The organism is Pseudomonas sp. GW821-FHT04C07 (assembly GCF_059420325.1).
Genome location: NZ_JBWKTM010000001.1, coordinates 43,627 through 59,287 on the forward strand (window position 1 = coordinate 43,627; position 15,661 = coordinate 59,287).

11 protein-coding genes are annotated in these 15,661 nt (G+C 57.4%); 8 read left to right on the forward strand and 3 right to left on the reverse strand.

Features of this window, described 5'->3' with window-relative positions; translation table 11 throughout:
- The first annotated feature begins 188 nt into the window (after positions 1 to 188).
- The 3 genes from AC07UI_RS00205 to AC07UI_RS00215 all read left to right on the forward strand — a co-directional run bounded on the left by AC07UI_RS00205 (position 189) and on the right by AC07UI_RS00215 (position 4,307).
- Positions 189 to 1,460 (forward strand): YeaH/YhbH family protein, encoded by a 1,272-nt coding sequence (locus tag AC07UI_RS00205; RefSeq protein ID WP_494990563.1) that lies wholly within the window; start codon positions 189 to 191, stop codon positions 1,458 to 1,460.
- Positions 1,457 to 3,019, forward strand: a complete 1,563-nt coding sequence (locus AC07UI_RS00210; protein WP_494990564.1) for a SpoVR family protein — start codon at positions 1,457 to 1,459, stop codon at positions 3,017 to 3,019. The genes AC07UI_RS00205 and AC07UI_RS00210 overlap by 4 nt, the downstream gene beginning before the upstream one ends.
- Before the next feature lie 64 nt (positions 3,020 to 3,083).
- The gene (locus AC07UI_RS00215) at positions 3,084 to 4,307 is read left to right on the forward strand and encodes a multifunctional CCA addition/repair protein (RefSeq protein WP_494990565.1); all 1,224 of its coding nucleotides are present in this window, start codon (positions 3,084 to 3,086) and stop codon (positions 4,305 to 4,307) included.
- Positions 4,308 to 4,417: 110 nt separating this feature from the next.
- On the opposite strand, the gene folK is transcribed toward AC07UI_RS00215, so the two are convergent.
- The gene (gene folK, locus AC07UI_RS00220) at positions 4,418 to 4,936 is read right to left on the reverse strand and encodes a 2-amino-4-hydroxy-6-hydroxymethyldihydropteridine diphosphokinase (RefSeq protein WP_494990566.1); all 519 of its coding nucleotides are present in this window, start codon (positions 4,934 to 4,936) and stop codon (positions 4,418 to 4,420) included.
- Positions 4,927 to 5,280 carry a dihydroneopterin aldolase gene (gene folB, locus AC07UI_RS00225; protein WP_494990567.1) on the reverse strand — a complete coding sequence of 118 codons (354 nt, stop codon included), beginning with the start codon at positions 5,278 to 5,280 and terminating at the stop codon, positions 4,927 to 4,929. Before folB ends, folK begins: the two co-directional genes overlap by 10 nt.
- A gap of 74 nt (positions 5,281 to 5,354) precedes the next feature.
- Here folB and plsY point away from each other — a divergent pair, with 74 nt between their 5' ends.
- Positions 5,355 to 5,924, forward strand: coding sequence for a glycerol-3-phosphate 1-O-acyltransferase PlsY (gene plsY, locus AC07UI_RS00230; RefSeq protein WP_494990568.1), 570 nt, complete (start codon positions 5,355 to 5,357; stop codon positions 5,922 to 5,924).
- A 54-nt stretch (positions 5,925 to 5,978) separates the two neighbouring features.
- On the opposite strand, the gene tsaD is transcribed toward plsY, so the two are convergent.
- Positions 5,979 to 7,004, reverse strand: a complete 1,026-nt coding sequence (gene tsaD / locus AC07UI_RS00235; protein ID WP_494990569.1) for a tRNA (adenosine(37)-N6)-threonylcarbamoyltransferase complex transferase subunit TsaD — start codon at positions 7,002 to 7,004, stop codon at positions 5,979 to 5,981.
- 199 nt (positions 7,005 to 7,203) lie between these two features.
- On the opposite strand from tsaD, the gene rpsU reads away from it, so the two are divergent.
- The 4 genes from rpsU to AC07UI_RS00255 all read left to right on the forward strand — a co-directional run bounded on the left by rpsU (position 7,204) and on the right by AC07UI_RS00255 (position 15,651).
- Positions 7,204 to 7,419, forward strand: coding sequence for a 30S ribosomal protein S21 (gene rpsU / locus AC07UI_RS00240; RefSeq protein WP_002551877.1), 216 nt, complete (start codon positions 7,204 to 7,206; stop codon positions 7,417 to 7,419).
- A 486-nt stretch (positions 7,420 to 7,905) separates the two neighbouring features.
- Positions 7,906 to 9,867, forward strand: coding sequence for a DNA primase (dnaG, locus tag AC07UI_RS00245; protein WP_494990570.1), 1,962 nt, complete (start codon positions 7,906 to 7,908; stop codon positions 9,865 to 9,867).
- Between the two features lie 67 nt (positions 9,868 to 9,934).
- Entirely contained in the window at positions 9,935 to 11,785 is a 1,851-nt protein-coding gene (gene rpoD, locus AC07UI_RS00250) for an RNA polymerase sigma factor RpoD (RefSeq protein ID WP_494990571.1), read from the forward strand.
- Between the two features lie 122 nt (positions 11,786 to 11,907).
- Positions 11,908 to 15,651, forward strand: coding sequence for an EAL domain-containing protein (locus AC07UI_RS00255; RefSeq protein WP_494990572.1), 3,744 nt, complete (start codon positions 11,908 to 11,910; stop codon positions 15,649 to 15,651).
- Positions 15,652 to 15,661: the final 10 nt, after the last annotated feature.

Below are 15,661 nucleotides of genomic sequence, written 5' to 3' on the forward strand. Positions count from 1 at the left end.
TGTCGTTAGCCAGAGGCCTGTGTCAACGATTTCTGTTACACAGGCTTCAGGGAGGTGTTTGAAAGTCGGTAGCGAGGCTCAGACAGAGAACGGGTGGCCCGCACGACGCAGAAATGCGCGTGGCGCCACCCCACTCGACACAGCCCGACCCGCTCTCGGCTTTTCAAGACAGCTTCTAAGGAGCAGTCATGAGCTATGTGATCGACCGACGTCTCAATGGCAAGAACAAGAGCACGGTTAACCGCCAACGGTTTCTGCGGCGTTACCGTGATCACATCAAGAAGGCAGTTGAAGAAGCCGTCAGCCGTCGCTCCATCACCGACATGGAGCATGGCGAACAGATCAGTATTCCCGGCCGCGATATCGACGAGCCGGTGCTTCACCATGGGCGCGGCGGCAAGCAAACGGTGGTTCACCCCGGAAACAAAGAGTTCAGCAGCGGTCAGCATATCCCTCGCCCACCTGGTGGAGGTGGCGGAAAAGGCCCTGGCAAGGCCGGTAATTCCGGCGAAGGGATGGACGAATTTGTCTTCCAGATCACCCAGGAAGAGTTTCTCGAATTCATGTTCGAGGACCTGGAACTGCCCAACCTGGTCAAACGCAACCTGGCCGGAACCGACACGTTTAAAACCGTCCGCGCCGGCATCAGCAATGAAGGCAACCCTTCGCGGATCAATATCATCCGCACGCTGCGCTCAGCCCACGCCAGACGTATTGCGCTGTCCGGCAGCAGTCGGGCAAAACTGCGTGAGGTAAAAGACGAGCTGGAGCGCCTAAGACGCGAAGAGCCAGATAATTTCGGCGATATTCAGGAAATGGAAGCGGAAATCGAGCGTCTTAGCGCCCGCATCAATCGTGTACCGTTTCTCGACACCTTCGACCTCAAGTACAACCTGCTGATCAAACAGCCCAACCCCAGCTCAAAAGCCGTCATGTTTTGCCTGATGGATGTCTCCGGCTCCATGACACAAGCGACCAAAGACATCGCCAAACGCTTCTTTATCCTGCTGTACCTGTTCCTCAAGCGAAATTACGAAAAGATCGACGTGGTGTTCATCCGCCACCACACCAGCGCCCGGGAAGTCGACGAGGAAGAGTTTTTCTATTCCCGCGAAACGGGCGGCACCATCGTTTCCAGCGCCTTGAAGCTGATGCAGGAAATCATGGCCGAACGCTATCCAAGTAATGAATGGAACATCTACGCGGCCCAGGCTTCCGACGGCGACAACTGGAACGATGATTCGCCGATTTGCCGCGACATCCTGATCAACCAGATCATGCCATTCGTGCAGTACTACACTTATGTTGAGATTACCCCGCGCGAACATCAGGCTCTATGGTTCGAATATGAACGGATCGCCGAAGCCTTTGTAGACACTTTCGCCCAGCAACAATTGGTCTCGGCCGGAGATATCTATCCGGTCTTTCGTGAACTCTTCCAGCGCAGGTTAGTGACATGACCGCCAGAGAGCAGAAACGTATCCCTATATCCACCGGCTCAGAATGGACGTTCGAGCTGATTCAGGCCTACGACCGCGAAATCAGTCGTATCGCGAATCGCTACGCGCTCGATACCTATCCCAATCAGATCGAAGTGATTACCGCCGAGCAAATGATGGATGCCTACGCCTCTGTCGGCATGCCACTGGGCTATCACCATTGGTCCTATGGCAAACACTTTCTCAGCACTGAAAAGTCCTACACTCGCGGCCAGATGGGGCTGGCCTACGAAATCGTGATCAACTCAGACCCGTGCATCGCCTACCTGATGGAGGAAAACACCATCTGCATGCAAGCACTGGTGGTTGCCCATGCCTGCTACGGACACAACAGTTTTTTCAAAGGCAATTACCTGTTCCGCACCTGGACCGATGCCAGCTCAATCATCGATTATCTGGTGTTCGCCAAGCAGTACATCATGCAATGCGAAGAACGCCACGGGATCGATGCGGTAGAAGACCTGCTGGACTCCTGCCACGCTCTGATGAACTACGGCGTCGACCGCTACAAACGCCCGTATCCGATCTCGGCGGAGGAAGAACGGCGCCGGCAGAAAGACCGGGAAGAACACCTGCAAAAGCAGATCAACGACCTCTGGCGCACCATTCCCAAAGGGGCGGATAAATTCAGCGACAAGGATAATGCGCGCTTCCCCGCCGAACCTCAGGAAAACATCCTCTATTTCATCGAAAAACACGCGCCATTACTGGAGCCATGGCAGCGGGAAATCGTGCGCATCGTTCGCAAGATAGCGCAGTACTTCTACCCACAACGCCAAACCCAGGTGATGAACGAAGGCTGGGCTACGTTCTGGCATTACACCTTGATGAACGACCTGTATGACGAGGGGCTGGTCACCGATGGGTTCATGATGGAGTTCCTGTCCTCCCATACCAGCGTGGTCTTTCAACCTGGATTCGACAGCCCCTATTACAACGGGATCAACCCCTACACCCTCGGTTTTTCCATGTACCGCGATATCCGGCGGATGTGCGAAGCGCCCACCGAAGAAGACTACCGCTGGTTCCCGGAAATCGCCGGTACCGACTGGCTCTCCAGCATCAAATTCGCCATGAGCAGCTTCAAGGACGAGAGCTTCATCCTGCAGTACTTGTCACCCAAGGTGATCCGCGATCTGAAGCTGTTCAGCATCCTGGATGACGATCAGAAGGAAGATCTGCTGGTTCCGGCGATACACGACGAAGACGGCTATCGGATCATCCGCGAAACCCTGGCGGCGCAATACAACCTGGGCAATCGCGAGCCTAACATACAGATCTACAGTATCGACCGGCGGGGAGACCGCTCGCTTACCTTGCGTCACCAGCAGCACGACCGTAAACCGCTGGGAGATTCCACCGACGAAGTACTCAAGCATCTGCACCGGCTCTGGGGCTTCGATATCCACCTGGAAACCCTGCAAGGCGACCAGGTGATGAAAACCCATCACGTACCGCCGAAAGGCGAGCATAGCGAGGGCGATTACGGCCGACTGGACCTGGCAGTCATCCACCTTTGATTCCCCCAAAACCTCCGTAAGTTCGACGCAAGGGTTATCCTGTCGAGCTAACGGAGGTTTTTTTATGCAGATTTATAAAGTCGGCGGCGCAGTGCGTGATCGCTTGTTGGGCAGGCCTGTCACCGACATCGACTGGGTTGTGGTGGGCGCCACCACGGAAGAAATGCTCGCGAAGGGATATCGCCCGGTAGGCGCCGACTTCCCGGTATTTCTGCATCCGCAGAGCGGTGAGGAATACGCGCTCGCCCGGACCGAACGCAAAAGTGGTCACGGCTATTGCGGCTTCACTTTTCACGCAAGCCCGGAAGTCACGCTTGAAGAAGACCTGATCCGCCGCGACCTGACAATCAACGCCATGGCCGAAGATGACCAAGGCGCCTTGACCGACCCCTATCATGGTCAGCAAGATCTTGATGCCCGCGTACTTCGTCACGTTTCACCCGCATTCGCCGAAGATCCGCTCCGGGTTCTGCGGGTAGCCCGCTTTGCCGCACGCTATGCCGAGCTTGGTTTCAGCGTCGCCCCCGAAACCCTCGAACTGATGCGCCAGCTCAGCGAATCAGGCGAGCTTGAAGCACTGACGGCGGAGCGCAGCTGGAAAGAAATTTCCCGCGCCCTGATGGAAAACCAGCCTCAGGTGTTCATTCAAGTGCTGCGCGATTGCGACGCACTTAAAGTATTGCTTCCCGAAGTTGATGCCCTGTTCGGCGTGCCGCAACCCGAAGCTCATCACCCGGAAATCGACAGCGGCGCGCACACCCTGAGCGTCCTCAAACAAGCTGCACTGTATGCTCAACCACTGACAGTACGCTGGGCGTGCCTGCTACACGACCTTGGAAAAGGGCTGACACCAGAAAGTCAGTGGCCGAAACACATCGCCCATGAACACAAGGGATTGCGCCTGATCAAGGCGGTGAACGAACGCTTCAAAGCGCCAAGGGATTGCCAGGAGCTGGCCTTGCTGGTCGGCGAGTACCACACTCACGGGCATCGCGCCCTTGAACTCAAGCCCTCGACATTACTGGAGCTGCTGCAAAGCTTTGATGTCTATCGTCGACCGCAGCGCTTTGAAGAGTTCATCGCAGCCTGCGAAATGGATGCACGGGGTCGCAACGGCTTCGAGCAGAGAAGTTATCCACAGGCGCAATATTTGAGAGGCGCAGCGAACGCAGCGCGGAACGTGGCGGTTCAGCCGTTATTGGAGCAAGGTTTCAAAGGGCCGGAACTGGGCGAAGCTTTGAAACAAGAACGCCTTAAGGCGCTGAAGAATTACAAAGAGCAGCAATAAGCAAAATCAAAAGATCATCCGAACGCGCCCCTAACCTTCGGTAGCCCCTACACGGATCAGCGTAGGAGCTGCTGAGGGCTGTGATCTTGTCGACCCTGCCTTGCACCCCGTCACAACAGATTCGAAGGCGTTAGCTGCTCACCACGCCACTCAAATGCCACTGGCGCCAAAACCTGATCTATTCGCGCTTCGCTCCACAGTGAAGCAAAGCTCTTGCCGACACCCGGATGCAGTCTGTCGGGCGCGATCAACGACAACGGCCACAGTACAAACGCGTTTTTCAGGATTTCTGCGCGAGGCAGGATCAAACCGTCGAAATTGCCCACCAGATCACCATAAAGCAGCACATCGATGTCCAGCGGCAAGCCCTTGCGATCCGGCGCATAACGACCGTTGTCCGCCTCGATGAATTTCAGTCGACGATCCAGCTCCACGAGTGGCAGATCGGTGTAGGCCGATACCACCAGATTGAAGAACGGACCGCTCTTGATGCCCACCGGCTGGCTTTCAAACACCGCCGAACAGCGCACATCCACCAGAAAACCGGCTAGAGCATCCAGCCCCGCCTGCAAATGAGGTTCGCGCGCGATATTGCTACCGAGACCTAGAAACACCTGAATTAGCGACATCCGCGCTCGATCTCCACACCCACACCCGCGGCGGCGGCAACTGCGCCTGGCTTGGTCAGCTTGAGGTGCAGCCAAGGGATTTGAAACTCACTCATCAACACTTGCGCAAGACGCTCGGCAAAGGTTTCCACCAGCTGGAACTGCGCCTCTTCGGCAAACGCCTGAATGCGCGAGGACACACTCGCATAATCCAGCGCCAGAGTCAGGTCATCGCCTGCGGCTGCCGGGCGGTTATCCCAGGCGAAGCTCAGATCAAGACGCAGGCACTGTCGGATACCCCGCTCCCAGTCGTAGGCACCGATCACCGTGTCGACTTCCAGGCCCTCGATAAATACTCTGTCCAAGCACTCTTCTCCGCAGCACGACAAGGGCGCAATGCGCCGTTAGAATCAGGGCGTCCTCGCCCGGAATAGTTAGCATGTTTTGGTTACTGGCAATCCTCGCCTACCTGCTTGGCTCTCTGTCCTTTGCCATTTTGCTCAGCCGCCTGACCGGTAACCCCGATCCGCGAATGAGTGGCTCGGGTAATGCCGGCGCAACCAACATGCTGCGCCTGGCCGGTAAAAAGCTGGCCGTCCTGACCCTGCTCGGTGACCTCTGCAAGGGCCTGCTGCCGGTACTGATCGCCAATCTGGCCGGCTTGCCGCTACAGCAACAGGCCTGGGTCGGATTATGCGCCGTCATCGGCCACTTGCTCCCGCTGTACTTCCGCTTTCGCGGCGGTAAAGGCGTCGCCACTGCCGCCGGGATGCTGCTGGGGCTGTACCCGCCTGCTGCACTCCTGGCCATCACTGCCTGGCTGCTGACCTTCTACCTCACCCGCACCAGCTCGCTGGCCGCCTTGATCGCGACACCGCTGAGCCTGCCGCTGCTCGCCTGGCGTGAGCCTGCCGCCTTGCTGCCCATGAGCGTGCTCACAGTGCTGATCGTCTGGCGTCATCGGGGCAATCTACGCGACCTGCTTGCCGGGCGCGAACGGCATTTTTAAATCCCGATGGTGAAGCGACCCAGGATCATCGGCCGCTCCCAACAGGACACAAGCTTACAAAGGCGACAATTGCTCCATCGGCCAGCGGGCCTGCACGCTGATTGCCAGACTTTCCCGCTGTCCGGCCTGTAAACGCTGACAACCGGCAAATGCGATCATCGCGCCGTTATCTGTGCAGAACTCCGGGCGTGCGTAGTAAACATCGCCCTTCATGTCGCCGAGCATTTTTTCCAGTGAAACCCGCAACGCCGTGTTGGCACTTACGCCACCCGCGATGACCAGGCGCTTGAGACCGGTCTGCTTCAAGGCTCGCTTGCACTTGATGGTCAAAGTCTCCACCACTGCCTGCTGGAAGGCCAGCGAGATGTCGCAACGGGTTTGCTCACCGTCGTCCCCAGCGCTGACAAACTGTTGCCAGGTGTTCAAGGCAAAGGTTTTCAAGCCGCTGAAACTGAAATCCAGACCCGGGCGATCGCACATCGGGCGCGGGAAGACGAAACGTCCGGCAACGCCTTGCGCCGCCAATCGAGCGATCTCCGGTCCACCCGGATAATTGAGCCCCATCATCTTCGCCGTTTTGTCGAAAGCCTCACCGGCGGCATCATCGAGCGTCTCGCCCAATAGTGCGTATTGGCCGATCCCGTCGACCCGAACCAGCTGGGTATGCCCTCCAGAAACCAACAAAGCGACGAACGGAAACTCCGGAGGCTGCTCCTCCAGCATCGGCGCCAGCAAATGACCTTCCATGTGATGCACGCCAAGGGCTGGAATACCCCAGGCAAACGCTAGCGCCTGAGCGCATGAGGCGCCGACCAGCAACGCCCCGACAAGCCCGGGCCCCGCGGTGTAGGCGATGGCATCGATCTCGGTCGGCACGCAATCGGCCTCTGCCAAAACCTGACGAATCAAGGGCAGCATGCGCTTGACGTGATCGCGTGAAGCCAGCTCTGGCACCACGCCACCATAGGCACGGTGCAGGTCGATTTGACTGAACAGCGCATCGGCCAGCAGGCCGCGTTCACTGTCGTAAAGTGCGACGCCGGTTTCATCGCAGGAGGTTTCTAATCCCAGTACTAGCATGGGTTTGCGCCTTGTAGAGGCTAAATTCGAAGGCGCGCATAATAGTCGTCACTTCCGGCCCCTACCAGCGGTTTTCGATCAGAGGCTTTGCATTCCTAGCGATGAGGGGTTAACATCCGCAACCCTTAAAAACCGACGTCTTCAAGTGCACTTTTGCCGCGAGGATGTTGACCCCGGTAATGAATGAAGGTAGCTCTGGATGCCAGCCGTCAAAGTTAAAGAGAACGAACCCTTCGACGTAGCTCTGCGTCGTTTCAAGCGCTCCTGCGAAAAAGCCGGTGTTCTGGCTGAAGTTCGTAGCCGCGAATTTTACGAGAAGCCGACTTCTGAGCGTAAACGTAAGGCAGCAGCCGCTGTTAAGCGTCACGCCAAGAAAGTTCAGCGCGAGCAGCGCCGCGCCGTTCGTCTGTACTAATACGCAGACGTTCGTAGCAAGCTTCTGCCAAGCCCGGCCCTCAGCCGGGCTATTGGCATTTGCGGATATCGCTTGATGCTTCACCGTCAAAGCCGCCGATGCGACCGAGACAAATCTGCTTCATCACGTCAGGCCTGGCTTTTTGCCAGCGGTGCACGTCTTTTCTGACGAGCCTTACAAGGCTACCGACGAGCACACCTTACCTGATTCCTCGACAGACGATCAGCCCAAGGCACGCTCTCCTGTGCCCGCTTATGAGCTATCCGAGGCCTGCCATTGGCCGCTGCCGGACTCAGAGCAACACATTCAAGTAGTCGAATACTGATTGGAACTAACGTCAGTGGATTTTCGGCAGATACACTTCCCGACAGCGATCACGCAGACGACATCCGGTCGAGCCGCATACTGTTGCGCCTCGAAACAACGACCAGACATCGACCGCCCTTCGCTTGGGTTTAATTTCCGCGCAGTGATGACGAGCACGCCATGGCCGGGCTAATTCCCCAGAGCTTTATTGACGACCTTCTGAACCGCACCGACATCGTCGACGTGGTCAGCTCGCGCTTGCAAATGAAAAAGGCCGGCAAGAATTACACCGCCTGCTGCCCGTTCCACAAAGAAAAAACCCCCTCCTTCAGCGTCAGCCCCGACAAGCAGTTCTACTACTGCTTCGGCTGCGGCGCTGGTGGCAACGCCCTCGGCTTCATCATGGACCACGATAACCTGGACTTCCCCCAGGCCGTCGAAGAGCTGGCCAAAGCCGCTGGCATGGAAATACCCCGAGAAGAAAGTGGCCGACCACACAAACCCCGGCAACCGACCGACTCACCGCTCTACCCGCTGCTCACCGCTGCTGCCGATTTCTACCGCCAGGCGCTGAAAAGCCATCCCGCGCGCAAAGCCGCCGTCGATTACCTCAAGGGCCGCGGCCTGACTGGTGAAATTGCCCGGGACTTTGGCCTCGGATTCGCCCCGCCCGGCTGGGACAATCTGTTCAAGCATCTGAGCAGCGACACACTGCAACAGAAAGCCATGATCGATGCCGGCCTGCTGATCGAGAATGCTGAAACCGGCAAGCGCTACGACCGCTTCCGTGATCGCGTCATGTTTCCGATCCGCGACAGTCGCGGACGGATCATCGCTTTCGGCGGTCGAGTACTGGGCGACGACAAACCCAAGTACCTGAACTCACCGGAAACTCCGGTATTCCATAAAGGCCAGGAACTCTACGGCCTGTTCGAGGCGCGCAAGAACAATCGCAACCTCGATGAAATCATCGTCGTCGAAGGCTACATGGATGTCATCGCTCTCGCCCAACAAGGCTTGCGCAATGCCGTCGCCACGCTTGGCACCGCCACCAGCGAAGAACACCTGAAACGACTGTTTCGCGTTGTCCCCAGCGTATTGTTCTGTTTTGACGGCGATCAGGCGGGACGCAATGCCGCCTGGCGCGCGCTTGAAGCCGCCTTGCCGAGCCTGCAGGACGGACGGCGTGCGCGCTTTCTGTTCCTGCCCGAAGGTGAAGACCCGGACACTCTGGTCCGCTCCGAAGGCACTGACGCCTTCCGGGCGCGCATCAACCAGCACGCACAGCCTTTGGCCGATTATTTTTTTCAGCAGTTGACCGAAGAATCCGATCCGCGCTCCCTGGAAGGCAAGGCCCATATGGCCACCCTCGCAGCGCCGCTGATCGACAAGGTTCCCGGCGCCAACCTGCGCACGTTAATGCGTCAGCGACTCACTGAAATCACCGGACTCAACAGCGAGGCGGTCAGCCAATTGGTGCACAGCGCACCACAGGAAGCTCCGCCCGCCTACGACCCTGGCATTGACTATGACGCCATGCCTGATTACGCCGATTACCACCAACCTCAAGAGGCATATGCACCTCAACAGGAGTGGACGCCGAAAAAATCAGGGACTGGCGGCAAGAAATGGGAAAACAAACCCTGGGACAAAAAGGGCAAGCGTCAGGACGATCGCGACCAGCCTCGCGGCCCACGTACCCCGGCAGCCGTGGAGCCGCCAACGCTGGCAGCACTGCGCACGCTGCTTCATCACCCGCAACTGGCCGAAAAAGTTGAAGACGCCGGGCACTTTGCTGCCGAGGACCACACTAATACACAGCTGTTGGTAGCACTGCTCGAAGCCGTACAAAAGAATCCTAAGCTAAACTCATTTCAACTGATTGCGCGTTGGCATGGCACCGAACAGGGGCGCCTGCTCAAAGCGCTGGCAGAAAAGGAATGGTTGATTGAGGGCGATAACCTTGAACAACAGTTTTTCGACACCATTACTAGGCTATCTGCACGTCAACGCGAACGAAACCTGGAACAACTTATCAAAAAAGCGAACCAATCTGGGCTAAGTCCAGAAGAAGCAAACCAGATGCGCGACCTGCTCCGTCAAAAGGTTTCCGCATCAAACCCGACCTCAACTGGCGCGTGAGGTCATAGCTCAGGTATAATCCTCGGCTTGTTTTTTGCCCGCCAAGACCTTCAGTGGATAGGGTGTTATGTCCGGAAAAGCGCAACAGCAGTCTCGTATCAAAGAGTTGATCACCCTGGGTCGTGAGCAGAAGTATCTGACTTACGCAGAGGTCAACGACCACCTGCCGGAGGATATTTCAGATCCGGAACAGGTGGAAGACATCATCCGCATGATTAATGACATGGGGATTCCCGTACACGAGAGTGCTCCGGATGCGGACGCCCTTATGCTGGCCGACGCCGATACCGACGAGGCAGCCGCTGAAGAAGCGGCCGCAGCGTTGGCAGCGGTTGAGACCGACATTGGCCGCACCACTGACCCCGTGCGCATGTATATGCGTGAAATGGGTACAGTTGAGCTCCTCACACGGGAAGGCGAAATCGAAATCGCCAAACGTATCGAAGAGGGCATCCGTGAAGTGATGGGCGCAATCGCGCACTTCCCTGGCACGGTTGACCACATACTCTCCGAGTACACTCGCGTCACCACCGAAGGTGGCCGCCTGTCCGACGTTCTGAGCGGTTATATCGACCCGGACGACGGCATTGCGCCGCCTGCCGCCGAAGTTCCGCCGCCTGTCGATTCGAAAACCGTGAAAGCGGATGACGATTCCGACGACGACGACGCCGAAGCCAGCGCTGATGACGAAGAAGAAGCCGAAAGCGGTCCGGATCCGATCATCGCTGCACAGCGTTTCGGCGCAGTGTCCGATCAGATGGAAGTCACTCGCAAGGCGCTGAAGAAGCACGGTCGCGACAACAAGCTGGCAATCGCCGAAATGTTGCTCCTGGCTGAGCTGTTCATGCCGATCAAACTGGTTCCGAAGCAATTCGAAGGCCTGGTTGAGCGTGTTCGTAGCGCCCTGGATCGTCTGCGTCAGCAAGAGCGCGCGATCATGCAGCTCTGCGTTCGTGATGCACGCATGCCGCGTGCCGACTTCCTGCGCCAGTTCCCCGGCAACGAAGTTGACGAAAGCTGGACCGACGCACTGGCCAAAGGCAAAAGCAAATACGCTGAAGCCATTGGTCGCTTTCAAGCCGATATCGTTCGTTGCCAGCAGAAGCTGACTGCGCTCGAGGTAGAAACCGGTTTGAAGATTGCCGAGATCAAGGACATCAACCGTCGCATGTCGATCGGTGAGGCCAAGGCCCGCCGCGCGAAGAAAGAGATGGTTGAAGCGAACTTGCGTCTGGTGATCTCCATCGCCAAGAAGTACACCAACCGTGGCCTGCAATTCCTCGATCTGATCCAGGAAGGCAACATCGGCTTGATGAAAGCGGTGGACAAGTTCGAATACCGTCGCGGCTACAAGTTCTCGACTTATGCCACCTGGTGGATCCGTCAGGCGATCACTCGCTCGATCGCCGACCAGGCCCGCACCATCCGTATTCCGGTGCACATGATCGAGACGATCAACAAACTCAACCGTATTTCCCGGCAGATGCTGCAGGAAATGGGTCGCGAGCCGACTCCGGAAGAGCTGGGCGAACGCATGGAAATGCCTGAGGACAAAATCCGCAAGGTATTGAAGATCGCTAAAGAGCCGATCTCCATGGAAACCCCGATCGGTGATGACGAAGACTCCCACCTGGGTGACTTTATCGAAGACTCGACCATGCAGTCGCCAATCGATGTCGCCACTGTTGAGAGCCTTAAAGAAGCGACTCGCGAAGTACTGTCCGGCCTCACTGCCCGTGAAGCCAAGGTTCTGCGCATGCGCTTCGGCATCGACATGAATACCGACCACACCCTTGAGGAGGTCGGTAAACAGTTCGACGTTACCCGCGAGCGGATTCGTCAGATTGAAGCCAAGGCGTTGCGCAAGCTGCGCCACCCGACGAGAAGCGAGCATTTGCGCTCCTTCCTCGACGAGTGATCACAAAACCCCCAGCCCTGCTGGGGGTTTTGCTTTCAACAGATTAAATCCCCCGCACTTCACTCCCGCCAAAATGCCCGTCTACACTCGAAACAATCCCCCCGAGCCATAACGAGACCGTTATGCCCAGAATGCTGGCCGTGCTTTTGCTGTCACTGCTTGCCTGGACCTCAACGGCCGGCGCGTTGACGCTCACCGACGAAGAACGTAGCTGGCTTGCGACCCACCCGGAACTGCGTCTGGGTGTCGATGCGTCCTGGCCACCTTTCGAGTATCGCGATGAAGAGGGCCGCTACCAGGGGCTGGCGGCGGACTACATCAAGCTGATCAAGGAACGCCTGGGCATCAAAGTCATCCCCATTGAGCCAGTCAGCTGGACCGAGGTGCTGGAACAGGCCAAACAAGGCAAGCTGGACCTCTTGCCAGGGATCATGTCGACGCCTGAGCGCCAGCGCTACCTGTCCTTCACCCGCCCCTATCTGGACTTTCCGATCGTGATTCTTGCTCACGAACGTGGGGCACAACCACAAAAAATCGAAGATCTGTACGGCCTGAAAATTGCCGTGGTGGAGAACTACGCCCCTCATGAACTATTGCGCGCACACCATCCAGACCTGAATCTGGTCGCTTTGCCAAATGTCAGTTCAGCGTTGGAGGCGCTCGCTACCGATCAGGTGGATGCGGTCGTGGGCGATCTCGCCTCCAGTATCTGGAGTCTGCGGCAGCTCAAACTCGATGGGCTCTACGTCAGCGGCGAAACGCCTTATCGCTATCAATTGGCGATGGCCGTACCACAAGGCAATAAGATTCTGATCGGCATCCTCGATAAAGTAATGGCGGATATGAGCCCTGCAGAAATCAACGCCATTCAGGAACATTGGGTGGGGAACGTCCTCGACCACCGCACTTTCTGGTCCGACCTTTTGCTCTACGGCCTGCCCGGCGTCCTTCTGCTGTTCACCGTGTTGGCGGTAGTGATCCGCATCAATCACCGACTCAGCTCGGAGATCTCCCGCCGGGTTGCGCTGGAACAAGAGCTGCGCAGCAGCGAATACCATTACCGCGGGCTGGTAGAGAGCCTTTCAGCGATTGCCTGGGAAGCCCGTATCAGCGACTTCACTTATAGCTATGTATCACCCCATGCCGAAGACTTGCTCGGCTATCCCCTGTATCAATGGCTGATTCCAGGCTTTTGGCGCAACATCATTCATCCCGCCGACCTGACTCGAGCCCAGGCCTTTTGCGACCATGAGGTATTGCTTGGCCGCGATCACAGCCTCGACTACCGCGTCATCACCGCCGACGGCCGCTGCCTGTGGGTACGCGATATCGTCAGCCTGATTGAACATGGCCATGAACCGGTTCTGCGCGGCTTGATGATCGATATCAGTGAAACCAAGAGAACCGAAGAGGCCTTGCGTCTGTCCGAGCAGAAGTTCGCGTCGGTATTTCAGCAATGTCCGGACATTCTGGTGATCGCACGGCTGTCCGACGGCTGTTTGCTGGAGGTCAATGAAGCCTTTGAGGAGCAGATAGGCCTGAGTGCCGAGGAAGTCATCGGCCAATCCGCCACCGACCTGAATATCTGGGGGATAGAGGGCGTCGGCCCCGTTCTCTTGCAGCGTTTGCAGGGCGGTAGTCTTCGCAATCTGGAGATGCCATTCAGACGTAACAATGGGCAGGTGTTCACCGGTTTGATCTCCGCCGAACCGTTCGAACTCGACACTACCCCCGCACTGGTGGTGGTGGTGCGCGACATCAGTCAACTCAAAGAAACCCAGCAACAACTGCAAACCTCCGAAGAGAAATTCGCCAAAGCCTTCCATGCATCGCCCGACGGCCTGCTGCTGAGCCGCCAGCGCGATGGCCGGTTGATTGAAGTCAATGAGGGTTTCAGTCGCATTACTGGCTTCAATAGTGCGACGTCCCTGGACCGTTCCACACTGGAACTGGGTATCTGGGTGAACCTGAACGAACGCAAACAGTTGCTGGAGATGCTGCAACGAGACGGCTTTGTACGCGACTTCAGCTGCCACATCCGCCGAAACGACGGGCAGATCCGTTTATGCGAGCTTTCCAGTCGCCCACTGCCTATTGCCGGCGAGGACTGCATGCTGACGATTGCCCGAGACATCACCGATCGCCACCTGATGCAGGAAAAACTGCAACAAGCCGCCACGGTGTTCGAAAGCACCGCCGAAGGGGTTTTGATCACCGATACGCAACAACACATCAGCGCGGTCAACCGGGCCTTCACGCAAATCACCGGCTACAGCGAAACCGAAGCCCTGGGCCATACCCCCAGGCTACTTGCCTCAGGCTTGCACGACAGCGCCTTCTACGCGGCCATGTGGCATCAACTGACCGCTGAAGGTCATTGGCAGGGGGAGATTTCCAACCGACGCAAAAATGGTGAGCTGTATCCAAGCTGGCTGACCATCAGCGCCGTGCGCAACCGGGACAGACTCATCACCCATTTCGTTGCGGTGTTCGCGGACATATCCAGTTTGAAGCACGCCCAGGCGCGTCTCGACTACCAGGCCCACCATGACCCGCTGACCGGTCTACCCAACCGCACCTTGTTCGAAAGTCGCTTGCTGACGGCGCTGAACGGCCAGCAAGAGCACGGCGGCCAGGGCGCCGTGCTGTTCCTCGACCTGGACCGTTTCAAGCATATCAATGACAGCCTTGGTCACCCGGTCGGCGACCTGCTGCTCAAAGGCATTGCCGTGCGCTTGAAAGAGCAATTGCGCGACATTGACACCGTGGCCCGACTAGGGGGCGATGAATTCATCATCCTGCTTCCCGGCCTGCAGCAAGCCAGTGACGCTGAACACATCGCCACCAAGCTGCTCAATTGCTTTGCTGCGCCCTTCCAGGCCGGCGAGCACGAGTTTTTCATCAGTGCCAGCATTGGTACCAGCCTCTACCCCAAGGACGGCTGTGACGTCGCCACACTGGTCAAGAATGCCGACGCAGCCATGTACCGATCCAAAGCCAAGGGCCGCAACCGGGTTGAAAGCTACACTCGTGACCTCACCGCCCAGGCCAGTGAACGCATAGCGCTGGAACATGAACTGCGCCGCGCCATCGAGCGCAATGAGCTATGTCTCTATTACCAGCCAAAAATCAGCCTGAAGGACCGGCGTGTAGTGGGTGCCGAAGCCTTGATTCGCTGGCGTCACCCAAACTTCGGCGACGTACCGCCCGAGCACTTCATCCCTTTGGCCGAAGAAAACGGCATGATCCTGCAAATTGGCGATTGGGTACTGGAGCAGGCCTGTCAGCAGATGTTCGCGTGGAATAGGGACTACGACGGCTTCGGCCCGCTATCGGTCAACCTGGCCGGCGCTCAACTGCGTCAACCGAACCTGCTCAGCCGGATCGAACAGCTGCTTAAAGATAACCGCCTTAAACCCGGTTTCCTGCAGCTGGAAATCACCGAAAGCTTCATCATGAGCCAGGCCGAAGAAGCGCTTGAAGTCCTGCATCAACTCAAACGACTGGGCGTGCAACTGGCTATCGACGACTTTGGAACTGGCTACTCCTCCCTGAGCTACCTCAAGCGCCTGCCGCTGGACTTCCTGAAAATTGACCAATCCTTCGTCCGCGGCCTGCCTGACGACCCCCATGATGCGGCCATCGTCCGCGCCATCATCGCGTTGGGTCGCAGCATGCAATTCACCATCATCGCCGAGGGTGTCGAGTCTCTGGCGCAGCAGGAATTCCTCGCCGCCGAGGGCTGCGAACAGATCCAGGGCTACATCGTCAGCGTTCCCCTCCCTGCCGACGAATTCGCCACAAGCTTTCTTCATATAAACGTTTCGGATTTTTCGGATAGCACAGCCGAGAAACCATCGCTATAATCCGCGGCCT

Bases quoted from the DNA above. Each gene is read 5' to 3' on its own strand.
- AC07UI_RS00255 (WP_494990572.1), top strand. From the start codon at position 11,908: ATGCCCAGAATGCTGGCCGTGCTTTTGCTGTCACTGCTTGCCTGGACC.
- plsY (WP_494990568.1), top strand. From the start codon at position 5,355: ATGTTTTGGTTACTGGCAATCCTCGCCTACCTGCTTGGCTCTCTGTCC.
- AC07UI_RS00210 (WP_494990564.1), top strand. From the start codon at position 1,457: ATGACCGCCAGAGAGCAGAAACGTATCCCTATATCCACCGGCTCAGAA.
- dnaG (WP_494990570.1), top strand. From the start codon at position 7,906: ATGGCCGGGCTAATTCCCCAGAGCTTTATTGACGACCTTCTGAACCGC.
- rpoD (WP_494990571.1), top strand. From the start codon at position 9,935: ATGTCCGGAAAAGCGCAACAGCAGTCTCGTATCAAAGAGTTGATCACC.
- AC07UI_RS00205 (WP_494990563.1), top strand. From the start codon at position 189: ATGAGCTATGTGATCGACCGACGTCTCAATGGCAAGAACAAGAGCACG.
- AC07UI_RS00215 (WP_494990565.1), top strand. From the start codon at position 3,084: ATGCAGATTTATAAAGTCGGCGGCGCAGTGCGTGATCGCTTGTTGGGC.
- rpsU (WP_002551877.1), top strand. From the start codon at position 7,204: ATGCCAGCCGTCAAAGTTAAAGAGAACGAACCCTTCGACGTAGCTCTG.
- tsaD (WP_494990569.1), bottom strand. From the start codon at position 7,004: ATGCTAGTACTGGGATTAGAAACCTCCTGCGATGAAACCGGCGTCGCA.
- folK (WP_494990566.1), bottom strand. From the start codon at position 4,936: ATGTCGCTAATTCAGGTGTTTCTAGGTCTCGGTAGCAATATCGCGCGC.